Origin of the sequence: Nocardia sp. NPDC059764, from assembly GCF_042732555.1 — a bacterium.
GTDB lineage: Bacteria > Actinomycetota > Actinomycetes > Mycobacteriales > Mycobacteriaceae > Nocardia.
In genome coordinates, this window is the sequence record NZ_JBHWHH010000127.1 from 1 (window position 1) to 21,659 (window position 21,659).

The window sequence follows — 21,659 nt, forward strand, 5'->3', positions numbered from 1 at the left end:
CCGGAAGGTGACCGGCCCGAATGCTTTTCGGGGTGGGTGGGACCAGCTGACGCGGGTCAGCCGACGCCGAGGTAGGCGGACTTGACGGCGGGGTCGGTGAGCAGGGCTCGACCGCCGCCGGTCTTGGTCACCTCGCCGGTTTCCAGGATGTAGGCGCGGTCGCTGCGGGTCAGGGCCTGCTGGGCGTTCTGTTCGACCAGCAGGACCGTGGTGCCCTGGGCGTTGATGTCGGCGATGATCCGGAAGATCTGCTGGATCACCATGGGGGCCAGGCCCATCGACGGCTCGTCGAGCAGCAGCAGCTGCGGACGGGCCATGAGGGCGCGGCCGATGGCCAGCATCTGCTGCTCGCCACCGGAGAGGGTGCCGCCCACCTGGCGGCGGCGCTCCAGCAGGCGCGGGAACAGCTCGAAGACCCAGTCCAGGGTTTTCGCATAGTCCGCCTTCGACGCGAACGGCCGTGCGTGGCAACCCATGTCGAGGTTCTCCTGGACCGTCATGCCCGGGAAGACGCCGCGGCCCTCGGGGGCCTGGATCAGGCCCGCCACCACGCGTTCGTGGGCCTTCATGCGGGTGATGTCGCGGCCCTGGAACATGATGCGGCCGCGGGTCAGCGGCAGCAGGCCCGACAGGGCGCGCATGGTGGTCGTCTTGCCCGCGCCGTTCGCGCCCAGCAGGGTGACCAGCTCGCCCTGCCCGACCTCCAGCGAGATGCCGTGCAGCGCTTGGATTCTGCCGTAGTTCACGACCATGTCCTCGACCCTCAGCAGCGGCTCGCCGGTCGAGGCGGTGGGCGCGACGGAACCGGGCGCCCGCCCGGCGAGATCCGGAACCGGTTCGGCGGCAATGCTTCGCGCCTCGGCGGCGTCCTCGGCCGACTCGGCGTCGGCCTCGTCGGGCACGCCCAGATAGGCGTTGATCACCGTGGGATCCTGGCGGATCTGCTCCGGCAACCCGTCGGCGATCTTGCGGCCGAACTCCAGCACCACGATGCGGTCGGTCACGCCCATGACCAATCGCATGTCGTGCTCGATGAGCAGCACCGTGTAGCCGTCGTCGCGGATCTTGCGGATCAGATCCATCAGCGCGGACTTCTCGCTCGGATTGAACCCGGCGGCGGGCTCGTCCAGGCACAGCAGTTTCGGCTCGGTCGCCAGGGCGCGGGCGATCTCCAGGCGGCGCTGATCGCCGTAGGAGAGGTTGCGCGCCTTCTCGACCGCATGCGGCGCGATGCCGACGTACTCCAGCAGCGCCATGCCCCGCTCGAGCGAGTCCTTCTCCTCCTCGCGGTGCCGCGGGGTGCGGAAGAGCGCGCCCGGGACCGAGGTCTTGTGCCGGGCGTCCGCGCCGACGACCACGTTCTCCAGCGCGGTCATCTCCCCGAAGAGCCTGATGTTCTGGAAGGTGCGCGCGATGCCCAGCCGGGTGATCTCGTTGCGCTTGGTCTTGGTCAGCGGCTTGCCGTCGAAGTAGACCGTGCCGTCCGACGGGCGATACACCCCGGAGATGGCGTTGAAGCAGGTCGTCTTGCCCGCGCCATTGGGTCCGATGAGTCCGAGGATCTCGCCGCGGCGGATCTCGAAGCTCACATTGTCGAGGGCGGTGAGACCGCCGAACCGCATGGTCAGCCCGTCGGTGCGCAGCAGCGGCGCGCCGACCGCGGTCTCGATGTCCCGGTGCGGCGCAACGACTTCCGCGACCACCTCGGGGTCCTTGTAGACGGGCAGCACCTCGGTCACGTCGAGCATGCCGGCACTGGGCTCCACCTCGGGCCGCGCGTACCCGGCCGCCATGTCCTCGTTGTCGAACAGCGCGTCGCCCGGCCCCGTCACTGTGCAGCTCCCGTCGTCTGCGCGGCCACCGCCGGCCGGCGCACCGCCCGATACACCTGCCGCCCGTAGGTCAGCAGTTTCTGCCGCGCCGGGAACAGACCCTGCGGCCGGAAGATCATCACGACTACCAGCGTGAGACCGAAGAAGAGGTACTTGTAGTCACCGAGCGACTGCCCGCCCACGTTCACGCCCATGAACCGGTTGGGCAGGTACACGATCAGGAACGCGCCGACGATCACGCCGAGCTTGTTGCCCTGCCCGCCCAGCACCACCGCGCACAGGAACAGCATCGAGTTGATGACGTTGAACCCCTGCGGATTCACGTACTGCACCTGACCCGCGTACAGCGCGCCCGACAGGCCGCCGATGGCCGCGCCGATCATGAACGCCCACAGCTTGAACTTGAAGGTGGGCACGCCCATGATCTCGGCGGCGTCCTCGTCCTCCCGGATGGCGACCCACGCGCGACCCACCCGGCTGCGCTCGAGATTGCCGACCAGCATGAGCACAGCGACCACCAGGACGATGCCCAGCCAGTACCACCAGGTGCCGGAGTTGGCCCGGTCCAGCACATTCCAGGTGTGCACGTCACCGAGATTGCCGGAGGAGAAGTAGCCGCCCGGATGAGTGTCGGACTCGCCGACGTGCGGGTACTGGATGCGGGACAGGCCGAGGCTGCCGTTGGTGATCTCGGGCAGATTGTCGGCCAGCAGCCGGACGATCTCACCGAAGCCGAGGGTCACGATGGCCAAGTAGTCGCCGCGTAGGCGCAGTGTCGGCGTGCCCAGGATGAGACCGGAGATCGCGGTCGCCAGGATGGCGATCGGGACGCACGCCAGCCACGCCCACTGCGGATTGAGCCAGCCCCCATTGGTCTGGTTCCACGGACTGTTCGGACTGGTCAGCAGGCCGACCGAGTACGCGCCGACCGCGTAGAAGCCGACATAGCCCAGGTCGAGCAGACCCGCCTGCCCGACAACCACATTCAGGCCGATGGCGATGAGCGCGTACATGGCGAACTGCGCCATCACCCCGCCGAAACTGGTGCCGGGCGTGTCCAGCAGCGGCAGCTTGAACAGCGGCAGCGCGGCCAGCACGATGACCGCGGGAATGCCGAACGCCCACTGCGCCGGGCGCGAGAGCCCGGCCCACCAGGTGCGGATGGCGTCGCCGACGCCCCGTCCCGCGGGTGAGCTGTGCGGCGCGGGAGTCGTTTTCGTGTCGGTCATGCGCGCGCCCTCCCCAGGCTCTCCCCGAGAATGCCGGTGGGCCGGACCATGAGCACCGCGACCAGCACCACGAACGCGACCACGTCACGCCACTGATCGCCGAAGAGCACCTGGCCGTAGTCCTCGGCCAGGCCGAGCAGCAGACCGCCCAGCAGCGCGCCGCGCAGGTTGCCGATGCCGCCCAGCACCGCGGCGCTGAAAGCCTTGATGCCCAGGATGAATCCGCCGTTGTAGATGATGCCGTTGGGGATCTTGAGCGTGTACAGCAGCGCGGCGGCGCCCGCGAGCACACCGCCGATCAGGAAGGTCAGCATGATGACCCGCTCCCGGGAGACGCCCATCAGCGTCGCCGTGTCGGGGTCCTGGGCCACCGCGCGAATGCTGCGGCCGAATTTGGTCCGGTTGATCAGCAATTCGGTGGTGAGCGCCAGCGCCACCGCGGCCAGCACGATCACCAGCGCGATATTGGTGACCGACGCGCCGAAGAACTTGAACTGCTCGGTGGGCGTCACCAGCTGGATCGGCTGCTGCGCGTTAGTGCCGCCGAGCTTGTTGCCGGTCAGCTTGGGCAGGATGTAGTGCACGAATTCCTGCAGCACGAACGACATTCCGATCGCGGTGATCAGGAAGATCAGCGGTTTCGCGCCGCGTTTGCGCAGTGGCCGGTACGCGACTCGCTCCAGCGCCACCGCGGCCGCGCCGGAGACCAACATGCCGAAGACCATGGCCGCTGCGAGGTAGACCACGGTCAGTCCGACACCCTGGGAGTAGGTATCACCGCTCGCCGCGAATCCGAACACCATCAATCCGACCAACTGGCCGAAGGTGCCGAGCATGAATACTTCCGAATGGGCGAAATTGATCAGGCGCAACACACCGTAGACGAGTGTGTAGCCGACCGCGACCAGGGCATAGATCGAGCCGTAGGTGAGCCCTTCGACGGTGAGCCGCCAGAATTGATCGGCGACCCCGGACAGATCGAACTTGATGGACCCGCTCGCGAGGAGGGTCACATCGGCCAAAGCGGGTGCAGACATTCGTTACTTTCCGCTGTCGTGGAAAACAGCGTGTGCCGAAACGAATTTCGGCACACGCTGTTCCGATTAACAGTGATCGCTACTTGACCTGATACATCCAGATCAACGCGTTGGCCAATTCACCGGTGGAACCCCACTTGTACTGACGCGCCAGACCCTGGCCGTCGTAGCCGCGCACGTATTCGACCAGGTCGGGGCGGGTGACCTTACCGGCCTCGATGCCCTTGAGCACGATCGTGGTCAGGTCGTAGCCCTCGGTCGAGTAGGTGCCGGGCTCGTAGTTGTTGAACGCCTTGTAGGCGGAGGCGAACTTGTCCCCGGCCGGACCACACGGGCAGGAGAGCAGCGCGTCCTTGGACTTGCTGCCGGCCTGCTTGGTGAACTCGACGTCCTTGGTGCCGTCGTCGGAGATGAAGGTCGCGGTCACGCCGCCGTCGCGCAGCTGGCTCACCAGCGGGGCGGCCTCGGCGTAGTAGCCGGAGTAGAAGATGCCGTCCGGCTTGGCGGAGGCCATCTTCGACACGGTCGCGGAGAAGTCCTTCTGCTTGGCCTTCACATTGGCCGCGCAGCTCGGGTCGGCGATCGGACCCAGGCCCTCGGTGACCGTCTTGGCCAGGCCGGTGCCGTAGTCGGAGTCGTCGGCGATGACGCAGATCTTCTTGAACTTGCCGGTGCCCTTCAGGTATCCGGCCACCGCCGGACCCTGGATGCCGTCATTGCCCAGACCGCGGAAGAAGTTGGTCCAGCCGTTGGTGGTGAGGGTGACGTTGGTGGCCGACGGCGTCAGCGACAGCAGGTTGGCCTGGTTGAGGATCGCGCCGGTCGCCTTGGTCTCACCGGAGAAGGTGGGACCGATCAGCGCCACGATCGACGGGTCGCTGACGATGGTCGGAATGACCTGGGTGGCCTTCTGCGGGTCGCCCTCGGTGTCGAATTCCTTGACCGAGACCTGGCAGCCCGGGTTGGCCTTGTTGTGCTGGTCCAGCGCCAGCTTCACACCGCGGATGATGTTGAGGCCGAGGTTGGCGTTGTCGCCGGTCAGCGGGCCGGCCATCGCGATGGTCTGCGGGGCGCACTTGCCCTTGCCGTCACCGGCGGGGTCGGCGGCCGCGCTGGAGTCCGTGACCGGGACCTCCTTGCCCTGCGAGTCCACCTGCACCAGGGGCGAAATGGTCAGATTCGACCCGCCTCCGCCCGAATTGTCCGTCGATTTGCTACTGCAGCCGGCACTGCCCAATGCGAGTACGGCCGCGGCCCCGACGACAAGCATCTTGACCGTGCGACTGTGCCGCAGGGTCGACGTGCGCGTCATTGAACCAAGCACGATTCACCTCATGTTCTGTGCGCCCCCGGGGTGACCGAGGAGGGCCGCCCCATCGATCGGCCCGCACAGAAACATAGTCGGGCCACGTTAGGTCCGCATCACATTCGAATCATTCATGTGACATCGCAACTAAAGTGGAAGGCCCTGTTGTTACCGCACTGTAAATTTCCTCAGTGCATTAGTGGCAACAACAGGGCGACGGCCCGGCAAATGCGACTTACTTCGGTGCGAGGTTCTCCAGCACCACTTCCGCGACCGCCTTCATAGTGGTGCGACGATCCATGGCGGTGCGCTGAATCCACTTGAACGCCTGCGGCTCGGATAGCCCCTGGGTCTGCATGAGCACACCCTTGGCACGCTCCACCAGCTTGCGCGTCTCGAGCCGGTCGGTGAGGTTCGCGACCTCGCTCTCGAGCGCGGCGATCTCATGGAATCGCGATGCGGCCAATTCGATGGCCGGCACCAGATCCGACTTGGTGAACGGCTTCACCAGGTACGCCATCGCCCCCGCGTCGCGTGCCCGTTCGACCAGGTCGCGCTGACTGAAGGCGGTCAGGATGACCACCGGCGCAACGCGTTTCGACGCGATCTCGGCCGCCGCGTCGATGCCGTCCCGGCGCGGCATCTTCACGTCCATGATCACCAGATCCGGCCGCAGCTCCACGGCGAGGTCCACGGCCTGCTGGCCGTCGCCCGCCTCACCCACCACGTGATAGCCCTCCTCGGAGAGCATCTCCACCAGGTCCATCCGGATGAGCGCTTCGTCCTCGGCAACCACCACCCGCTTGGGGGCGGACGCCGCAGCGTCCTTCTTCGAACCGCCCCCTGCTGTCGTTCCCATAGATGAACCCCTGTCGCTTCCGAAATCCGATACCCGATGCCACCTCGTCTTGCGCCACCCTCACAGGACCAGCACGCACCCGAGTCTCCCAAAGAGTACCGTTCACCCGGCCCTACAACCCACGTACCCAGCGCAAACCGACCAGTATCACAACCCTGTAGTCCGCCGACCCCCTCGATTAGTTGGTTTGTACCAGTACCCGCTATCATTTCCCTTCGGTGCGCCGAGTTGGCGGAATTGGCAGACGCGACGGTCTCAAAAACCGTTGCCCGGAAGGGCGTGTGGGTTCGATTCCCACACTCGGCACGAGATGGCGGGCATGATCGGTGATCATGCCCGCCGTTCTGTTTCATCCGGCCCGCAGCTGGCCCGCAGCTTGTTGCGCTCCGGCATCCATCCGCTCGGCGACGGCGTCGAGGTCGTCGTCGAACAGGTGGCCATAGAGGTCAAGGGTTAGGACAGCGGACTTGTGTCCTAGCATCCGCTGGACAACCTTGATGTTCGCGTCCGCCCTGATGGCCAGGGAGGCTGCCGTATGACGGAGGCCATGCGGGACAAGACCCTTCAGGCCGACCTCCCGGACGGCCGGGTTGAACACCCAGCGGAACTCCGTGGAGGTCAGGTAGCCACCCCGGTGGCTGGGGAACACAAGTGCGTCAGGATCGCGATCTTTGAGCAGTGGCCGGAGTTCCTTGGCCAGGGTCGCCGGAATCGGTACGTCCCGAGTCCCATGGGTCTTGGTCCCGGTTTCGACGATGCCCCTTCCCGTGACCGCAGTCGCTGACCGGGACACGGTGATTCGCTTGGTGTCGAGATCAACCGCCCGGACACGCAGAGCAATAGCCTCTCCGAATCGGATGCCCGTATAGGCCAGGGTGAACACCAACGGCCGGAATCGCCCAACCGCCAGCGCCAACCGCATCACCTCAAGGTGGGTCAGATAGCGCCGCTCGGCACTGGCCACTGTCGGCAGGTCGATATCCTCGGCCGGATTCACCGCCAGGCGCTTGGCCTTGACCGCGAACCGCAGTACCTGATTGAAGACCTGATAGGACTGCACGACCCGAGAAGCCGAGAGCCCGCGCCCCTCGAATCGCGTGCTGCCCTGGTGCGACAGATCCACGACCCATTCTTGGATATCTTCGAATTCAATGTCTCGCAACGGAATCGATTCCCAGCGAGGTAGGACCGTCGTGTCCAGGAGGGACCGGTACCCCGCAATGGTCTTCGGCTTGCGGATCTTCTTGGTACTGAACCACTTTTCGGCGACGACCGAGAACAGGACACCGCTCCGGTCAGGGTCTACCCAGGTACCCGTGACCACCTTGGTGATCACGTCACTGTCAATGAACCGCTGCGCCTCGTTCTTGGTCACGAACGACCGTGACCGTTCGACGCCGTTCGGGTCCACATAGCGCGCTTGCCAGCGCTTGCCCCGGCCGAACTTCTCCGACCGGACCTTTCTGCGCTTCCTCTCCCCCGTGGCGGGGTCGATCTCGGAGACGGTCTTGTACCACCGATCTTCGACACCCGCCCGAGGATTCCGCCGAGCGGTCATGATCAGACTGCTCGGTCGCTGGCGGTCGCGGCTTCCTGCTCGTCAATCCAGGCCCGTATGACGCTTTCGCGCCAGACCCGGCGGCGGCCGAGCTTAAAACTCGCTGGGCCGGAACCGATGTGCGCCCAGTATCGCCATGTGGCTGCGGGGATACCGGTCAGCGCTTCGCAGTCTTTGGCCTGAAGGTAACGGTCTTGATCCATCAGGCCACCGCCTTGGGCAGCATGAACTTGGTCATGATCGCCTGCACGAGGCCATTGAGACACGAGCAGGTGCCGCCGGGTCCGGTCCAGGGCGCGCCGCCGCACAGTGGGCAGATTTCCCAGCGCGCGGCCTCGTGCCGGAGGATGCATTCGGTGTCGGTGCAGCCGGGGCGGTCGCACCAGATACAGATCCCGGCGAAGCTGAACCGCAAGGGCTTCAGCGTCCCCACCTCGGGCCACAGGTCCGATTCCGACACCCCGACCAGCGCGGACACGGCGTAGCGGTGACGCGGGTACGGTGTGCGACCCGTATTGATCCACCGCTCCACGGTTTTCGGATCAACCTGGATTGCGGCGGCGGCAGTCTCCGGGGTCAGGTGCGCTTGCATGAGGGCCTCCCGGAGTCGGAGGTTGATAGGCATCAGGCTTCCTCCCTTCGTGCCAGGGTCGCATCCAGATCATGGATGTGGAGGTTGGACAGATCCAGGCCCTGTTCGCGGGCGAGGTAGTTCGCCGACCGCGCCACCGCGCGCCGCAGTTCCTCCCCGCGTACGAAGTACTGCACGCCCGCCAGGTTGTGATGGGCGGCCGATTCCAGGGCGGCGGCGATGTTCTTCGCCAACCGGCCGCTGCCGAACTTGCGTGACAGTTCGACCTCGATGCCCCAGATCTTGTCGTAGTCGTCCTCGTCCAGAAGCCAGCCGTCATGGATGTGGAAGCCCGGCTCGATCCGGCGCCGCAAGATCCGCTCACTGGTCCAGACATCCGGATCGGTTTCCAGACCGGTCAGCACGTAGCGCAGGTGCGCAATCGCCGTCAGATGCGCCGCCGTGGTGGCCTTGGGCTCCCATTCGCCGGGATCGAAATCCAGCATGCCCCAGGAGGCTTCCCTCGTCGGCCACACCCACAGCGGACCATTGGGTTCGGCATCGGGCGCGTCGAAGAACGAACGCCGCCACGAACCCGGCGTCTCGTAGTCGATCCGGCCGACATTGCACCATTCGGTCACGTACCAGCGCCGCACCATCCGGTACAGCCGTTCGCTGCGCATCGCGGTCATGCGGCCGATCAGTGCCACCGGCACCCCGTACATCTGGGATAGCCACTCGTGCCAGCGGGTGTCGTAGCCCTGCAAGCGGATTCCCGGTACGTCCTTCATCGGGTCACCACCTTCAGATCCGGCTTGGTACCCGCCGCGGGCCCGGCCAGGATCATGCCGAAGGTGCACTCGCACCCGATCGCGGTGCCGTCGCAGATCGGACACACCAGCCAACGTGACGCGAGGTGCTCTTCGATGCATCCGGGGGTGGTGCAGCCGCGCTGCTGGCATCAGATGCAGACCCCGGCAAAGGTCAGCCGCGCCGGGAAGAATATGCCCGACAGCGAATGCGGGCTGTGCACGATCGCGGTCAGCATCAGATCCTCATCCGAGTACCCGAGATCCCCAGTGGTGAAACGGCGACCGGTGATCTGTTCGAGCACCTTGACCATGACTTGCAGCGTCCGCGCCGACGGCTGATGCTCCCCGGACTTGTACCGCGCGAGCGAGCTCCCGCCCGGTGAGACCGGGGCCCCTCCGTCCTGGCGGCTGACCTGACACATCAATCGGGCGAAGCCCTTGTTCGACAGTCCCAACTCGCTCATGACCGACGCGAGCCGCAGGTTCGGCGTCCAAGTGCCGGCGGTGGATTCGACCGTGGTCATCGGATCGCCTCCTCGATCGTGGTCACCAACGACGCCGTGATGGCGACCATGCCAAAGATGCAGGTGCATTCGATCGCCGCGCCGTCGCACAGCGAGCAGATCGCCCACTCCGCGCCGCGATGCCGGTCCCGGCACAGCTGGCAGTTGCAGCCCCGCCGATGGCACCAGATGCAGACCCCGGCGAAGGTGAACCGGGACGGGAAGTAGATCCCCGACAGATCCGAGACAGCGGGATCGGAGTCCAAGCGCACATCCGGATAGCCGATATCCGCCGGGGCGAACCGGTGATTCGCAAGCTGCCCCATCACGTTCAACATCACCTGACACGCCCGGGGCGTCGGGGTGTGCTGGCCTGCAACGTATTTCGCGATATTGGTGTGCGAGGTCGCCAGCGGCTTGCCGCCGTCGAGCTGACTTGCATCACGCATCCGCTTGGCCAGACCAGTGTTACTGAGCCGCAGGCCGCCCATGACGACCGCCAGCCGGATGTTCGGAGTACAAGTTGCAGTCCCGTATGTGACGGTTAGGTGCCGGGGTGCGTTGGGTAATGGGTGCGTGCGTGGCGGTGGTGTGCGTGGTGGCGTCCGGAGCGCTGGCGCGGTGGTGGCGTCCGGCATGAACGGTTGTGCCCGAGTCGGTCCGGCCCGGCGCGACGACTGACGGCCGCGCAGCGGGGGTCTGGGGGCGCGCCGAATTGTACGGGCCGTCTCTCCCGATTCCAGGGGCCGCGCCTCCGATCGACCGAATTTCCCCGTGGCCGACCGGGTGCTCACGGTCCGGTTCAGCGAGGGAAATTCGGTCGGCGCGTCTCCCTGGAATCGCGAGCCTCTACGGCCCTGGGCAGGCGATGAGGGCAGGCGCAGGGCCTGCCCCCCAGGGACACGGCGCACCCCCAGACCAGATCCGGTGTCCCAGAGGGGAATCCACTCCTGGACACGTACGTGTCAATCCAGACTCGAGATCCGCAGGTGTTGCAGATGCAACACCGGGCTGGTGGACAGAATTGTCCACCCGGCAGGTGGAGGGTTTCCACCCACCTGACCCGCTGGTCGGTTTCGTGCCGGTTGACACGTACGTGTCAAAGTCCCGAAAGGACTTTCGGCGATCATGACCGACTCCGACACCATCACCAGCCTGCTCGTCTCCGCTCTCGAGAGCACCTGGGCGAAGATCCGCCACCTACACCCGGACGTGCCCGACGTGGTGCTGACCGTGGGAGCCGGATCGGCCGGCGGGAAACTCACCCTCGGCCACTTCGCCCCCAACCGCTGGATTCGCGGCGAATACGAACTCCACGAACTGTTCGTCGGCGGCGAAGGACTCCAGCGTGGCCCACTCGATGTGCTCGGCACCCTCTTACACGAAGCCGCGCACGGCGTCGCGATCGTCCGCGACATCAAGGAAACCAGCCGCCAGGGCCGCTGGCACAACGAGCGATACCGCGCTCTCGGCGAAGAACTTGGGCTCACCCTCTCCCAGCACCCGAAGATCGGGTGGTCGGTGACCACGGTGCCCGACGACACCCGAGACCTGTACCAAGACGAGCTGGACGAACTCGCCTTCGCGCTGGTGGCCTACCGGCGACGGGAACCCGACCCGCACGGCGGCCGGAAGTCCAGCAACAACGGCATCGCTGCCGCTTGCGACTGCGGTCGCAAGAATCGTGTCTCACGCACGGCCTATGATGCCGGGCCGATCTACTGCGGCAACTGCAATAACCCGTTCGAGATCAGCTGAGCTGCGAATAGCCTCATCGAATCACCTGGGCCGACACGCGCTGTAATGGCACACCAAACCAGACGGTGGGCAGCCGAATATTGGGAGCATCCCACCGGGCACCTGGATCAAATCCTGGCCGGGACCCGATCCTGACAGCAAGTGTCTAACTAGCCGAATGTCGCACATGAAGGGGACCATGAGTTGGCGGTGCGAATCGATCCGAACCAGGCCACTGAGCACGGAAGATCGACGAAGAGCAGTCGGTTCTGCCACTCGCAGCCGACCACCTCACCGCATACGGGCTACCTCGTCGCCCCTCCGAGCGGGAGAGGGGCCTTTTCGTGTATCTTGCGTCAGCCTTTGACCTCGCGCGTCACGCGGATCAAGAATTCGATAGCTTTCCGGGTCTGGTCATTGTTCAGCTCTGCGTTGAAAAATTCCATGCTTCCGACCCAGCGCCCATCCTGAACGCGGAACCTGCTCCCCGGTGCCATCCAAACTTTTTCATTGAACCCCGTCTGTGGCTCGTAGGCACGATCGTTCGGTTCGTCGGTGCCGTCCTCGAGGGAACGCGTCATATCCAGATGGCCCGCTGTCCCCCCGCTGGAGCGACTTGGAATGCAGGCGCTCGCTCGGCTCACGGGTTTGTCGAAATCCTTCTGGCTGGGGTACTCGACATCAATGGCGAGTACGCTCTTATAGAATTCAGCGAACTCGCCACAGAGTTTCCCGCGGTTGTACTGCGACGGTCCAGATGTGGGGTTATCGCTGGAGGATCCGCAGCTCGCCAAAGCCATTATCAGCGGGATCAGAAGTACGGCTACCCTGCGACTCATGGCACCATTTTCCATTGGTAAGTGTCGTTGTTTTCGTCCTGGAAAGAAAAATCCGTAAACGTAAAATTCCCGGCCGAATCCTTCGATGGACTAGGCCATTTATTATCCGGGAAGCCAACCTGCGCTTGCGTTGCCTTGACTATGTTTTGCTGGGATATCTCAGTATTCGCCAGAGCGTTGACGATTGTACCCAGGACATCAACTATCGTACCGGCAACTTCAACGGCAGAATTAACCCATGCCTTAATTGGATTTGCGTCAAATTCGGCCAATGTAAAGTCTTTGATAATCTTAACCAGCTTGACGATAGCCTGCTGTAACTTGTCGTAGAATCCGACAACGACTTTAAGGACGTTTTGGAGCTCGGTTGCAACCCCATTGGCGAAGGTGGCCATCGAATTGAACGCCGGCGTCTGCTGACTGAGCCGCATATTCTGGTAGTTGTCCTGACCGCGCCCCGCCCAGCTGCTCCTCAAGTCCGCTGCAGTACACTGAGCTCCGGCTTCTATTGCATTATTCGAGATGTCCTTCCACTTGCCTGCAATATCGATTAACCTCACCGGCAACTCCATCCCCGCAATGAACTGCTGGATTCCAGGATCGTTGTTCTCCGGGTTTCCATATATGGCTTTATGGAGTGCGCCGGTAATTTCGTCTTGCCTCTGGTTCAGCCAATGCACTTTTGAGAAGGACGACCCGTCGACGGCACCGGATGCAGCTGCCGCAACTTGAAGCACTCTGAAATCCCGGTCTACATCAGCGATCAGGCCAAACAGATCGATCTCTTTGCCTTCTATTATTCTGATGTAATTTACTAGGTTCTGCCGCGTATCCGCCATTTCGACGCCCTAATACAAATTTTTGAATGCGTGAACGTTGTCTTGTTCTTCTTGCTCATACACGTTCTTGCCCGCCTTCAGGATCGCGTCGATCGTGTCACATGCCACTATGCCTTCGCTAAGTCGGTCGATGGCGTACTGTGGAACGTCCTTGTAATGGTTATAGAAGTCCATGAAGAGGCCCATCTCGCTTTCCTGTAGGCTCACGTCGTTCTGCGCGATAAGCCGGGCATTGAAAAGGCGGGTGCTGGCCTGAGTCCAGTGGTTTCGTGCTATGCCCAGATCGCCTAGTACGACTTCCACCCTGTCATGCTTGTCAGTCATTTCTGTACCCCCTACCTACAAGTTCCAAAAGTTCGCGGCGATGTTGCCGTTTCATGTCGGAGAGTTCTTTGTCGGAGTATCGCGACCAGTCTCGTCGTGCGTGAAACTTCGGCTGCATGACACGGATCTGGTCCGCGCAGGTGAGGATTTCGGCCTCGAGTGCAGACGGGTCCGCGCATCCCCACCACTGTGACCACACTCGGATGGAACGAATCGCCTGTCGGTCGCCGGAGATCGTCGTGACCGGTTCATCGTTGACCGTGGCCTGGCCCTGCACTCGGTACTTCCCAACGTCAAACAGCTCGTCCTGCGTTTGACAGTAGTGGTCCCAGCTATCGGTCTCGAGAAGCATGATCGTCTGCTGTCGACCGGAGAGGAAATGAGCGTGCGGGTAGTCTGGGCCTAACGTGCCGCCGGCCGCTTCGTGCAGGCGATCGATGTGTCGAGCTACTCCGCCCTGATACGCCTTGAGGAGTACCCGCCCGACCTCGTTCGCCTACACTTGATAGTGCCAGTTGCTGGCGAAGTGAAGCCGCGATGGCAGCAGACCGTGATCCACTTCAATCGACACAAACGACGATGACGGCCCGGTGGACTTCTGCGCAGGGGCGGCGGGAGCGGCAGTTCTCGGTGCTGGTTGAGGCGTTCGCCGCGGTGGTGGCGCATACGCTGGATCGTCTTCCCAGTCGTCGCTAAAATTCCCAAAGTTCGTATAGTGAATCACCATAGCGGTGAGAAACACCCCCCCTGACATGCCAGATCACCGACTTGGGTAACGTATCAGCTGCCCAGTTGGCGGGCAATTCGGCTGGAACGGTGGTGGATGGCGAAGTCGCCCGTCGCGCTTCACTTTCGGCAACCGAGCGGTCCGAAGGCGGCGACGACCTCCACTGCGATCTTGTTGAGGTGCTGCCGGTCCCGCGTTCGGCCCGCATCGGATCCCCATGTGTTGCAAGGCGGACGAGCCGATATGTTGTCTCCCATCCGGAATGAGACGCCCCAGCGCTGGCGCGGCAGTGGCGTCCAGCGTGAATGGTTGCGCCCGAGTCGATCCGGTCCGGCACGAAGGCTGACGGCCGCGACCGGGGGCCTGGTGCGCGCCGAATTGTACGGGCCGCCTCTCCCGATTCCAGGGGCCGCGCGCGCACTCTACCGAATTTCCCCTGAACCGGTTCGCCGCGACATCAAGGACACCAGCCGCCAAGGTCGCTGGCACAACGAGCGATACCCCGCCCTCGGCCAAGAACTCGGGCTCACCTCGCTCAACACCCCAAGATCGGATGGTCGATCACGACCGTGCCCGACCACATCCGAGACCTGTACCGAGACGAGCTGGAAGAACTCACCTTCGCGCTAGTGGCCTACCGGCGACGCGAGCCGGACCCGCGTGGCGGCCGGAAATCCAGCAACAATGGCGTCGCCGCCGCGTGCGACCGTGGCCAGAGGATTCGCGTCTCACGTGGCACATACGAGGCCGGACCGAAGGAGATGCGCTACCTGAAGGTCGTGCACTACTCCGAGTTCGACCATATCGCTGTGTCGTTCAGCGAGATCCTGAGTGGCGGCGGATCGAACTGTTCCGCGACGGTGGTGCGGGCCTGGCCGCGGTCTCGGGTCGGACCGAGTTCACTCGGTTGTTCGGCCGCATGCCCTCGGCGATGGAGATCTCCGACCTGCCGCACCTGTCGGCGGAGGAGATCACACCCGTCGAGTTCCAAACGGAGTGGCTGACCATCGGAGGCTGGTAATCAGCCGAATATCCGCTTTGCCGCATACCGAGCTGACCGATTTGGTCAGCGTGGAGTGGAGCCGGCAGTCGCCTCTCGATTGGCTTCTGGTTCGGGACCTTCGTCGCAGGCCCTCTCCGTGGGGCCTGTTATTCGCCTCCTGCGATTTGCCTTGCGCGGCACAATGGTCGGCGTGCAAACCGACGGCCGCAATCCCTTTCAGACTGCCAAGCGGCTGGCACGCGCGGGACGCATCGACGAGCTGCGCGCGTGCGCGGATACCGGTGATATGCATGCGGCCAGGCAGCTGGCGATCTGGTTGTCTCGAGCCGACCGCCTCGACGAATTGCGGGACCGGATGGCCGTCGGCGACCAATTCGCGCGGCGAGCATACTCAGACTGGCTCGTTCGGCATCGACACATCCCGGAGGGTGTCGATGTGCTGCGGCCGCTGGCGACGCTCGGGGTCCCCGGCGCCCAGCAACGCCTGGCCCGGCTGCTGGCAGGACTGGGGCACCCCGAGCAAGCTATGGCGGTGCTGGCCCAGGCCCCACCGGATTCGCTCGATCGAAGGCAGATGGCGAGCTGGTTGGATGCACGCGGCCTGATCGACCGGAACAGCGGTCGGGCCGGTGTGCGGCGGGAGTACCTCGACGCACTGCGCCGAAAGGTGGCCGCAGGTGACGTCGACGCGAGACTGCAACTGTCCTGGATCGTGCTGCTGTGGTGGCATTCGTTCGAGCCCAGGCTCGACGACGCGGCCGCGCTGCTCGCCGACATCGGACGCTCCGACTGGCTACACGAACGGCTGGTGCATGAGTCACGGGGGTGGTGGCGAGGCGAGTTCCGGGCAGCTGCCATCGATGTCCTCGCCTCTGCCGAGGTGAAGACGTACCACCGCACCCGGGCGGCATTACTGATGATGCAAAACCAGCGCAACGCCGCCATCAGCCAGCTGCGTTCGCTCTCCACCGAGGGTGACCAGTCCGCACAACACGACCTGACCAGGATCCTCGATGCCGAGCAGCCCCAGCAGGAGATCAAGGTCGGCGACCACCCGAATCCGATCCATGTGTGGGGGATCGTGTTCAGCCCGGACGGTACAGCGCTCGCAGCGTGGGGCGGTTGCGTGTCGGGTTCGGTGCAGGCCGTTGTGTGGGACGCGGCCTCAGGCGCGCAGCGGTACGTGCAGAACCTGTCCGGGAGGTGGCCGCGGAGCGTGACCTTCCGGCCCGACGGGACGCTCGACGAACTGCCCGGTGGACATTCCGGGCGCTTGGCGACCGCACCGGACGGCTCCGTCCGGGCCGTCCGCGCAGGCGGGCGGCTACGGCTGCACTCGACCATCACCGACGCGGTGATCCGCGAGATACCTGCTCCCGCAGGCAGAACGATGGCGTTCCACCCCGACAGCACCATACTCGCCACTTCTTCCGACACCACCGGCGTCCACCTCTGGCACACCGCCACCGGCATCCTCACTCGCTCCATCGCCACGCCGGCACAGGCGCTGGCGTTCAGCCCCGATGGCACGACGCTCGCCACTTCCGACTTGTTTGAAGGGGCAATTCGGTTGTGGAGCCTCACCCGCTGAGCAGGCGAGCGACATCAACAACGCTGTATCGGAACGACCACGCTGGGTACGATTCTCGGCCCCGGGCACTGTCGATACCGGGTCAGAATCGACAGGGCGAAGACGCACTATTCTGCCGCATACCGCGCTGACCGAACCGGCCAGCGCGGGGCGCCGGCGGCGGGGACCCGGTGCCGCGCACGACGTCCGCTTCTGCCGATGAGCGTGAGAGGATCACAGGTCAGCGGGCAAACCGCATTCCGGGATCAGTGACGGTCGCGTGACCTGAACTGAGTCTCCAGGGTCGCCACCTCACGCCCTCGCAGGCCCAACCCACCGGTACGTGGTCGGTACGCAACAGCCCTCAACCCCACCAACGGCCTCGACACACACCAACGCACGATTTGGCCGGTCAGAAGGCCCATTCGTGCGTTCTCAGCTCTCACCCCAAATTCCCAAACATCGAGAAGGTCAACCTCAAAAACCGTTGCCCGGAAGGGCGTGTGGGTTCGATTCCCACACTCGGCACCATGGGAGATCCCGGATCCGGAGATCGGTCACCCAATCGCTTCCCCCGCGCTTCGTGGATTCGCCGACGGCTGCTCGCGGTCCGGCCGCGGTAGGGCGGTCGCACAGATCGGGCCGAACAGGGCGCGTGCGGTGCGGGCGAATTCTCTTCGGGTGCAGCCCAATCGACGTAATGCCCGGCCGTGATCGACCAGCACCACCGCGATCGCGACGTGCAGGATTCCCCGCCAGACAGCGCGGACGAGGGGACGCAACCCGGGCGGTGTGGCAGCGAAGGCGAGGCGCAGACGCTGCGCGTGGAACGGAATGTGGCGTTGCTCGTCGGCCAGGATGAGGGCGGCGGTGCGGGTGGCGAGCGGGTCGCAGGCGCCGTCGCGGAGCGCCGAGTAATAAGGGATGGCGATGACCTCGGCGATCGACAGCACCATGAGTTCCAATCGCAAGCCCAGGCCGCGGCGCAAGACGACGAAGACCGCGTCGGTCCAATGACGCGAGATCGGCTGTTCCCCGGCGGCATGCAGGAGATTCAGCAGCAGCCGTGCGTGGTTCGCCTCCTCGGCGACGAACAGCCGAACCGCCGCAGCGTAAACCGGATCCCCGGCGGCGTCGGCCTTGGCGATGAGATGCGCCCCGTCACCCGACTCCCCCACCTGAAAACGCTGGATACTGCGCACGAGGGCGGGATGCAGGGTCGCGCCGGCGCTCCAGTCCGGGTCGCCGGTCCGGGCCCGGGCGCGGGCCTTGGCCTCGAATTCCGTAGTCCACCGGGTGAATTCATCCGAGTCGCGCATGCGAACCCTCCATTCTCCAAATGCTCGGGCCGTTCGCACACCGACACTAGGAACCGGATGTGCGGTCCCGGCGGACACCGTGTGGAGATTCTGTGGCCGTATCGCGGATAATCGCCTCGATGGTGGAATGAGTTGGTTTCCAGTCCATTTCGGCGATTGCCTTGGATGGGTCGACGACCAGGGCCGGCGGTTCCGGGGCCGGGGGCCGGTGGTCGAGCGCGACCCGACGACCGGTCACCCGTTCCACCGAGGCGACCACCTCGAGGATGCTGGTGCCGCGACCGCTGCCGATGATGTAGCGGGCGACCGCGCCGGGGGCCGGCAGGTGGTCGACGGCTGCCGCGACAGCGTGGGCGGCATCGTCGACGTGCAGGTAGTCGCGGACGGCGGTGCCGTCACCATTCACCGCCAGGGGTGAATTCCCCGATGCCGCAGCCAGTGTGCGCGGGATCAGGCGGGTCGGATCGGGGTCGGCGCCGCCGGCGATATTGGACAGGCGGAGGATCACCGCCGCCAGATCACCGGCCTGGGCAGCGCCTTCGATGGCCAGTTCGGCGGCCAGCTTGCTGCGGGCATACGGGTGCGGTGGGGCGTCCGGGAGGTCTTCGGCCATCGGCTGACGGTCGGGGGTCCCATAGATCGCGGCGGTCGACGCGAAGACGAGCCGGGGGACGCCGGCGGCGGACATGGCCTCGAGCAGCGTGAGGGTCGCGGTGGTGTTGCCGCGGAAGTAGCGCAGCGGCTCGGACAGGGACTCGCGGGCGCGGGTCAGGCCGGCGAGATGGCAGACCGAGTCGGCGTCGCGCAGAGCACGGGCGAGGGCGGGTTCGTCGAGCAGATCGGCGGTGCGGACCTCGGCGGCGCCGGGGATCGGCGGGGCGGCCGCGCGGATCATGGCGACGGGTTCGTGGCCCGCGGCGGACAGGGCCACGACGACGGCGCGGCCGAGATATCCATTCGCTCCGGTAACCAGTACACGCACTCGGTCATCATGGCGCATGATCGGTGGGCCGTTGTTCCGGAAGCAGTATGGAGGCCGTATGCGAATCCCGAAGACCTCGATGGCGAGAGGCGGGTGGGGCCTCGCCGTGGGCGTGATGATCGCGGGGCTCATCGGGGGATGCGGATCGGAGACGGACGGGCACGCGATGCCCGAGACGACACAGACGGGGATGACGAGCGTGCGACAGAATTCCACGACCACGAATTCCGCGAAGGACACCACGAAAGCCTCGGGCGGATTACCCGCGGCGGCGAATGGGACCGATCTGGGAGCCTGTTCGAAAGGTAATTGCGAAATTCGGATCGATGGGCCGACGACCATTCCGGTCCCCGGATATTCGCGGATCGGCGGTAGTGTGCGGATCGGGGAGATCAGCGCGCTGTCGACCACGGCGTCCACCACGGTGTTCGGGCTGCCGGTGAGCGGATCCACCGGGGTCGGCGGGACCATTTTCCTGAATGGCCTGACCGTGAAGATAGTTGCTGTCCAGGGCAGCTCGGCCGTGTTGCGGTTGAGTACGTCGTAGACTCGACTCACAGGACCGCGTTTCGAACCGCGGGCACGGAAGCCACGTAGACCCGCACAGAGCAGCCAACCGTGCGGAGGTCACGAATGCCGGTGAAGAGAATGACCGCCGACCTGGCCGACTATCCGGACCTGGTCGTCATCCTGCTCGGCATGCGCGTGCGCAGGCCGCGCGGGATGCTGCGGCTGCTGGGCCTGGGGCCGCGGCTGTACAAATCGCATCACGATCGGCCCGACGGGCTGCTGTCCCACGAGGACGTGGTGTGGTCGCTGTTCCCGCCGCACTGGGGCGCGCGACAGTACTGGCGGGACCTGGAGAGCCTGGAACGGTGGACGCGGTCGGAACCGCATCGGGACTGGTGGCAGCGGTTCCTGCGGGACTCCGGCGGGACCGGATTCTGGCACGAGGCCTATTTCGCCGGGGGCGGAATCGATTCCGTGTACGACGACATGTCCGCGGACACCGGACTGGCGCGATTCGCGCCGATCGTCCCGGCCCGCGGGCGACTGTTCTCCACCCGCGGGCGCACACGCGGCGCCGCGTCCGAAATCGCGCCCGTGGTAACGGAATCCACGTTGTACGGCACGACCGACGAATAATCGTCGAGCTATTGATTCGGCGTGCGCGAAAAGGCATGATCGTCCGCGATGCCGTTGGCCCGCCGGACACTCCGGTAAACGCCCGCCGACAACAGGTGAGCGACATCCGGCGACCGCATGAACAATGCGGTTGAAACGTGTGATTCGGTCACGGAACTGTTTCGAACCGACAACGGCGGGCATAGGTTGTCCGCATGCACGTCCTGTTCGTCTGCAGCGGAAATGTTTGCCGATCCGTCATCGCCGAACGCCTCACCTTGGCGGTGGCCGCCGACCACGGACTACAAGAGCTCACCGCCGAGAGCGCCGGCGTGCGCGCCCTGGTGGGCTTCCCCGTGGAACCCTTGGCCGCACAGACGATTACCGGCCTCGGCGGTGACGCCTCGAATTTCAAGGCCCGGCGGCTCAAGGCCGAGATGGTGCACCGCGCCGACCTGGTGCTCACCATGACCGAGAAGATCCGCGACCAGGTCCGCGAACTCGTGCCCGCCGCGCTTCCCCGCACCTTCACCCTGCTCGAGGCGTACCGGATCGCGAAGGTCAGCGGTGCGCGCACCGTGGTCGGCCTGCACGCCGCGCGCGACGACCTGGCCTATGTCGGCCGCGAGAACATCTCCGACCCGGTCGGCCTGTCCCCGCAGCAGTATTGCGATGTCGGCGACAAGATCGCCGAGGCGCTGGTGCCGCTGCTGCTGGCGATGCACGCGCATCAGCATCCGCAGGCCACGCTGCGTCCGCGCAGCGCCGCCGACGGGCAGCCGCCGCTGCTGCTGATAGACGGCGGACGCGGCGAAGCGGGCAGACGCCCCGAATCTCTCCGAACGGCAGCGCAATCACCGCGCCCGGCCCGCCGCGCGGCGGAATCCGCCGGATAGCAGGCGAACCCGGCAAACCGGCCGGTCGGAGTTCGTGTGTCAATAGACCTTGCTGCCGCGATGGTCCGGTAAGGGATTACACTCTCGCGCGGAACACTTATCCGTTCCGCCGAACGCCACTGCCGGTGGTTCGACACAAGAACAGGACCAAGGACATGCCGAAGCGCATTTCGGATGTTTCGCTCCATGTTTACGTGACACCCCACACCCTGCGCCGCGTCACCGAGACGGTGTGCCGGGTGGTCGACGAATACGTCGCCGATCGAGACATCTTCGCCTGGCGCTTCACCCTCCCGGTGGAGTGCGACGATCCCGCCCACACGGTGCTCGAAACCCAGTGGCGGCTGGATCATCCCGCCGCCGAGCCGGGCGAGCGCCGCACCTACGAGATCGCGCTCAGCCTCGTCGGGGAAGCCCGCCAGCTCACCAAGGCGGGTATCGCCAAACTGGAGCAACGGCTGCTGCTGGAGCTCTCCGCGGGCGAGCCGATCCCCTACATCGTGCACGCCCTGCAGCGCGAGAACTTCGACCTCGAAGAGAATCGGGAACTGATCTAGCCCCGGACGTGACAACGGGCCGCACCCCGAGGGG

The 21,659-nt window shown here is 65.1% G+C and carries 23 protein-coding genes, 1 tRNA gene and 1 pseudogene; 8 read left to right on the forward strand and 17 right to left on the reverse strand.

Features of this window, described 5'->3' with window-relative positions; genetic code table 11:
- Positions 1 to 56: 56 nt before the first annotated feature.
- The 6 genes and pseudogenes from ACFV4K_RS24705 to ACFV4K_RS24730 form a co-directional block, all read right to left on the reverse strand.
- Positions 57 to 752, reverse strand: a complete 696-nt coding sequence (locus ACFV4K_RS24705; protein ID WP_379278071.1) for an ABC transporter ATP-binding protein — start codon at positions 750 to 752, stop codon at positions 57 to 59.
- A 153-nt stretch (positions 753 to 905) separates the two neighbouring features.
- Positions 906 to 1,793 (reverse strand): annotated as a pseudogene (locus tag ACFV4K_RS24710) (ABC transporter ATP-binding protein); the annotation flags it as partial.
- A 35-nt stretch (positions 1,794 to 1,828) separates the two neighbouring features.
- Positions 1,829 to 3,061 (reverse strand): branched-chain amino acid ABC transporter permease, encoded by a 1,233-nt coding sequence (locus ACFV4K_RS24715; RefSeq protein WP_379278046.1) that lies wholly within the window; start codon positions 3,059 to 3,061, stop codon positions 1,829 to 1,831.
- Complete coding sequence (locus tag ACFV4K_RS24720; protein WP_379278047.1) at positions 3,058 to 4,098, reverse strand: branched-chain amino acid ABC transporter permease; 1,041 nt, start codon at positions 4,096 to 4,098, stop codon at positions 3,058 to 3,060. The genes ACFV4K_RS24715 and ACFV4K_RS24720 overlap by 4 nt, the downstream gene beginning before the upstream one ends.
- A 79-nt stretch (positions 4,099 to 4,177) precedes the next feature.
- Entirely contained in the window at positions 4,178 to 5,368 is a 1,191-nt protein-coding gene (locus ACFV4K_RS24725; protein WP_379278073.1) for a branched-chain amino acid ABC transporter substrate-binding protein, read from the reverse strand.
- A 271-nt stretch (positions 5,369 to 5,639) separates the two neighbouring features.
- On the reverse strand, positions 5,640 to 6,263 hold the full coding sequence (locus tag ACFV4K_RS24730) for an ANTAR domain-containing response regulator (RefSeq protein WP_357097904.1): 624 nt from the start codon (positions 6,261 to 6,263) through the stop codon (positions 5,640 to 5,642).
- Positions 6,264 to 6,485: 222 nt separating this feature from the next.
- Here ACFV4K_RS24730 and ACFV4K_RS24735 point away from each other — a divergent pair.
- Positions 6,486 to 6,569 (forward strand) — tRNA-Leu (locus ACFV4K_RS24735).
- Positions 6,570 to 6,612: 43 nt separating this feature from the next.
- On the opposite strand, the gene ACFV4K_RS24740 is transcribed toward ACFV4K_RS24735, so the two are convergent.
- The 5 genes from ACFV4K_RS24740 to ACFV4K_RS24760 all read right to left on the reverse strand — a co-directional run bounded on the left by ACFV4K_RS24740 (position 6,613) and on the right by ACFV4K_RS24760 (position 10,198).
- Positions 6,613 to 7,821, reverse strand: a complete 1,209-nt coding sequence (locus ACFV4K_RS24740; protein WP_379278048.1) for a tyrosine-type recombinase/integrase — start codon at positions 7,819 to 7,821, stop codon at positions 6,613 to 6,615.
- A 202-nt stretch (positions 7,822 to 8,023) separates the two neighbouring features.
- Entirely contained in the window at positions 8,024 to 8,446 is a 423-nt protein-coding gene (locus ACFV4K_RS24745) for a helix-turn-helix domain-containing protein (protein WP_379278049.1), read from the reverse strand.
- Positions 8,446 to 9,183: a hypothetical protein gene (locus ACFV4K_RS24750; protein ID WP_379278050.1), complete on the reverse strand. Its 738-nt coding sequence runs from the start codon at positions 9,181 to 9,183 to the stop codon at positions 8,446 to 8,448. Before ACFV4K_RS24750 ends, ACFV4K_RS24745 begins: the two co-directional genes overlap by 1 nt.
- 170 nt (positions 9,184 to 9,353) lie before the next feature.
- Positions 9,354 to 9,728, reverse strand: coding sequence for a helix-turn-helix domain-containing protein (locus ACFV4K_RS24755; protein ID WP_379278051.1), 375 nt, complete (start codon positions 9,726 to 9,728; stop codon positions 9,354 to 9,356).
- The gene (locus ACFV4K_RS24760; RefSeq protein WP_379278052.1) at positions 9,725 to 10,198 is read right to left on the reverse strand and encodes a hypothetical protein; all 474 of its coding nucleotides are present in this window, start codon (positions 10,196 to 10,198) and stop codon (positions 9,725 to 9,727) included. Before ACFV4K_RS24760 ends, ACFV4K_RS24755 begins: the two co-directional genes overlap by 4 nt.
- Before the next feature lie 637 nt (positions 10,199 to 10,835).
- On the opposite strand from ACFV4K_RS24760, the gene ACFV4K_RS24765 reads away from it, so the two are divergent.
- Positions 10,836 to 11,465, forward strand: coding sequence for a hypothetical protein (locus ACFV4K_RS24765; RefSeq protein WP_379278053.1), 630 nt, complete (start codon positions 10,836 to 10,838; stop codon positions 11,463 to 11,465).
- A gap of 335 nt (positions 11,466 to 11,800) precedes the next feature.
- Here ACFV4K_RS24765 and ACFV4K_RS24770 read toward each other — a convergent pair whose 3' ends face one another.
- Genes ACFV4K_RS24770 through ACFV4K_RS24785 form a run of 4 tightly spaced genes read right to left on the reverse strand, consistent with a single transcriptional unit; the run spans position 11,801 to position 13,798 of the window.
- Entirely contained in the window at positions 11,801 to 12,283 is a 483-nt protein-coding gene (locus tag ACFV4K_RS24770; RefSeq protein WP_379278054.1) for a hypothetical protein, read from the reverse strand.
- The gene (locus tag ACFV4K_RS24775) at positions 12,280 to 13,122 is read right to left on the reverse strand and encodes a hypothetical protein (RefSeq protein ID WP_379278055.1); all 843 of its coding nucleotides are present in this window, start codon (positions 13,120 to 13,122) and stop codon (positions 12,280 to 12,282) included. Before ACFV4K_RS24775 ends, ACFV4K_RS24770 begins: the two co-directional genes overlap by 4 nt.
- Before the next feature lie 9 nt (positions 13,123 to 13,131).
- A complete protein-coding gene (locus ACFV4K_RS24780; protein WP_379278056.1) occupies positions 13,132 to 13,446 on the reverse strand; it encodes a hypothetical protein in 315 nt (104 codons plus the stop codon).
- Positions 13,439 to 13,798, reverse strand: a complete 360-nt coding sequence (locus ACFV4K_RS24785) for a hypothetical protein (RefSeq protein ID WP_379278057.1) — start codon at positions 13,796 to 13,798, stop codon at positions 13,439 to 13,441. The genes ACFV4K_RS24780 and ACFV4K_RS24785 overlap by 8 nt, the downstream gene beginning before the upstream one ends.
- Before the next feature lie 928 nt (positions 13,799 to 14,726).
- On the opposite strand from ACFV4K_RS24785, the gene ACFV4K_RS24790 reads away from it, so the two are divergent.
- Both ACFV4K_RS24790 and ACFV4K_RS24795 read left to right on the forward strand, forming a co-directional pair.
- A complete protein-coding gene (locus ACFV4K_RS24790) occupies positions 14,727 to 15,194 on the forward strand; it encodes a DUF6881 domain-containing protein (protein ID WP_379278059.1) in 468 nt (155 codons plus the stop codon).
- A gap of 172 nt (positions 15,195 to 15,366) precedes the next feature.
- A complete protein-coding gene (locus ACFV4K_RS24795) occupies positions 15,367 to 16,767 on the forward strand; it encodes a hypothetical protein (RefSeq protein ID WP_379278060.1) in 1,401 nt (466 codons plus the stop codon).
- A 536-nt stretch (positions 16,768 to 17,303) separates the two neighbouring features.
- On the opposite strand, the gene ACFV4K_RS24800 is transcribed toward ACFV4K_RS24795, so the two are convergent.
- Both ACFV4K_RS24800 and ACFV4K_RS24805 read right to left on the reverse strand, forming a co-directional pair.
- Entirely contained in the window at positions 17,304 to 18,065 is a 762-nt protein-coding gene (locus ACFV4K_RS24800; RefSeq protein WP_379278062.1) for a ferritin-like domain-containing protein, read from the reverse strand.
- Between the two features lie 46 nt (positions 18,066 to 18,111).
- Positions 18,112 to 19,047: an NAD-dependent epimerase/dehydratase family protein gene (locus tag ACFV4K_RS24805; protein ID WP_379278063.1), complete on the reverse strand. Its 936-nt coding sequence runs from the start codon at positions 19,045 to 19,047 to the stop codon at positions 18,112 to 18,114.
- 58 nt (positions 19,048 to 19,105) lie between these two features.
- On the opposite strand from ACFV4K_RS24805, the gene ACFV4K_RS24810 reads away from it, so the two are divergent.
- The 4 genes from ACFV4K_RS24810 to ACFV4K_RS24825 all read left to right on the forward strand — a co-directional run bounded on the left by ACFV4K_RS24810 (position 19,106) and on the right by ACFV4K_RS24825 (position 21,625).
- The gene (locus ACFV4K_RS24810) at positions 19,106 to 19,594 is read left to right on the forward strand and encodes a hypothetical protein (RefSeq protein ID WP_379278065.1); all 489 of its coding nucleotides are present in this window, start codon (positions 19,106 to 19,108) and stop codon (positions 19,592 to 19,594) included.
- An 86-nt stretch (positions 19,595 to 19,680) separates the two neighbouring features.
- Complete coding sequence (locus ACFV4K_RS24815) at positions 19,681 to 20,193, forward strand: monooxygenase family protein (protein ID WP_379278067.1); 513 nt, start codon at positions 19,681 to 19,683, stop codon at positions 20,191 to 20,193.
- Positions 20,194 to 20,387: 194 nt separating this feature from the next.
- Positions 20,388 to 21,068: a low molecular weight phosphatase family protein gene (locus tag ACFV4K_RS24820; protein ID WP_379278069.1), complete on the forward strand. Its 681-nt coding sequence runs from the start codon at positions 20,388 to 20,390 to the stop codon at positions 21,066 to 21,068.
- Between the two features lie 155 nt (positions 21,069 to 21,223).
- Positions 21,224 to 21,625, forward strand: coding sequence for a hypothetical protein (locus ACFV4K_RS24825; protein WP_357099926.1), 402 nt, complete (start codon positions 21,224 to 21,226; stop codon positions 21,623 to 21,625).
- Positions 21,626 to 21,659: the final 34 nt, after the last annotated feature.

Bases quoted from the DNA above. Each gene is read 5' to 3' on its own strand.
- ACFV4K_RS24705 (WP_379278071.1), bottom strand. From the start codon at position 752: ATGGTCGTGAACTACGGCAGAATCCAAGCGCTGCACGGCATCTCGCTG.
- ACFV4K_RS24715 (WP_379278046.1), bottom strand. From the start codon at position 3,061: ATGACCGACACGAAAACGACTCCCGCGCCGCACAGCTCACCCGCGGGA.
- ACFV4K_RS24720 (WP_379278047.1), bottom strand. From the start codon at position 4,098: ATGTCTGCACCCGCTTTGGCCGATGTGACCCTCCTCGCGAGCGGGTCC.
- ACFV4K_RS24725 (WP_379278073.1), bottom strand. From the start codon at position 5,368: ATGCTTGTCGTCGGGGCCGCGGCCGTACTCGCATTGGGCAGTGCCGGC.
- ACFV4K_RS24730 (WP_357097904.1), bottom strand. From the start codon at position 6,263: ATGGGAACGACAGCAGGGGGCGGTTCGAAGAAGGACGCTGCGGCGTCC.
- ACFV4K_RS24740 (WP_379278048.1), bottom strand. From the start codon at position 7,821: ATGACCGCTCGGCGGAATCCTCGGGCGGGTGTCGAAGATCGGTGGTAC.
- ACFV4K_RS24745 (WP_379278049.1), bottom strand. From the start codon at position 8,446: ATGCCTATCAACCTCCGACTCCGGGAGGCCCTCATGCAAGCGCACCTG.
- ACFV4K_RS24750 (WP_379278050.1), bottom strand. From the start codon at position 9,183: ATGAAGGACGTACCGGGAATCCGCTTGCAGGGCTACGACACCCGCTGG.
- ACFV4K_RS24755 (WP_379278051.1), bottom strand. From the start codon at position 9,728: ATGACCACGGTCGAATCCACCGCCGGCACTTGGACGCCGAACCTGCGG.
- ACFV4K_RS24760 (WP_379278052.1), bottom strand. From the start codon at position 10,198: ATGGGCGGCCTGCGGCTCAGTAACACTGGTCTGGCCAAGCGGATGCGT.
- ACFV4K_RS24765 (WP_379278053.1), top strand. From the start codon at position 10,836: ATGACCGACTCCGACACCATCACCAGCCTGCTCGTCTCCGCTCTCGAG.
- ACFV4K_RS24770 (WP_379278054.1), bottom strand. From the start codon at position 12,283: ATGAGTCGCAGGGTAGCCGTACTTCTGATCCCGCTGATAATGGCTTTG.
- ACFV4K_RS24775 (WP_379278055.1), bottom strand. From the start codon at position 13,122: ATGGCGGATACGCGGCAGAACCTAGTAAATTACATCAGAATAATAGAA.
- ACFV4K_RS24780 (WP_379278056.1), bottom strand. From the start codon at position 13,446: ATGACTGACAAGCATGACAGGGTGGAAGTCGTACTAGGCGATCTGGGC.
- ACFV4K_RS24785 (WP_379278057.1), bottom strand. From the start codon at position 13,798: ATGCTTCTCGAGACCGATAGCTGGGACCACTACTGTCAAACGCAGGAC.
- ACFV4K_RS24790 (WP_379278059.1), top strand. From the start codon at position 14,727: ATGGTCGATCACGACCGTGCCCGACCACATCCGAGACCTGTACCGAGA.
- ACFV4K_RS24800 (WP_379278062.1), bottom strand. From the start codon at position 18,065: ATGCGCGACTCGGATGAATTCACCCGGTGGACTACGGAATTCGAGGCC.
- ACFV4K_RS24810 (WP_379278065.1), top strand. From the start codon at position 19,106: ATGCGAATCCCGAAGACCTCGATGGCGAGAGGCGGGTGGGGCCTCGCC.
- ACFV4K_RS24815 (WP_379278067.1), top strand. From the start codon at position 19,681: ATGCCGGTGAAGAGAATGACCGCCGACCTGGCCGACTATCCGGACCTG.
- ACFV4K_RS24820 (WP_379278069.1), top strand. From the start codon at position 20,388: ATGCACGTCCTGTTCGTCTGCAGCGGAAATGTTTGCCGATCCGTCATC.
- ACFV4K_RS24825 (WP_357099926.1), top strand. From the start codon at position 21,224: ATGCCGAAGCGCATTTCGGATGTTTCGCTCCATGTTTACGTGACACCC.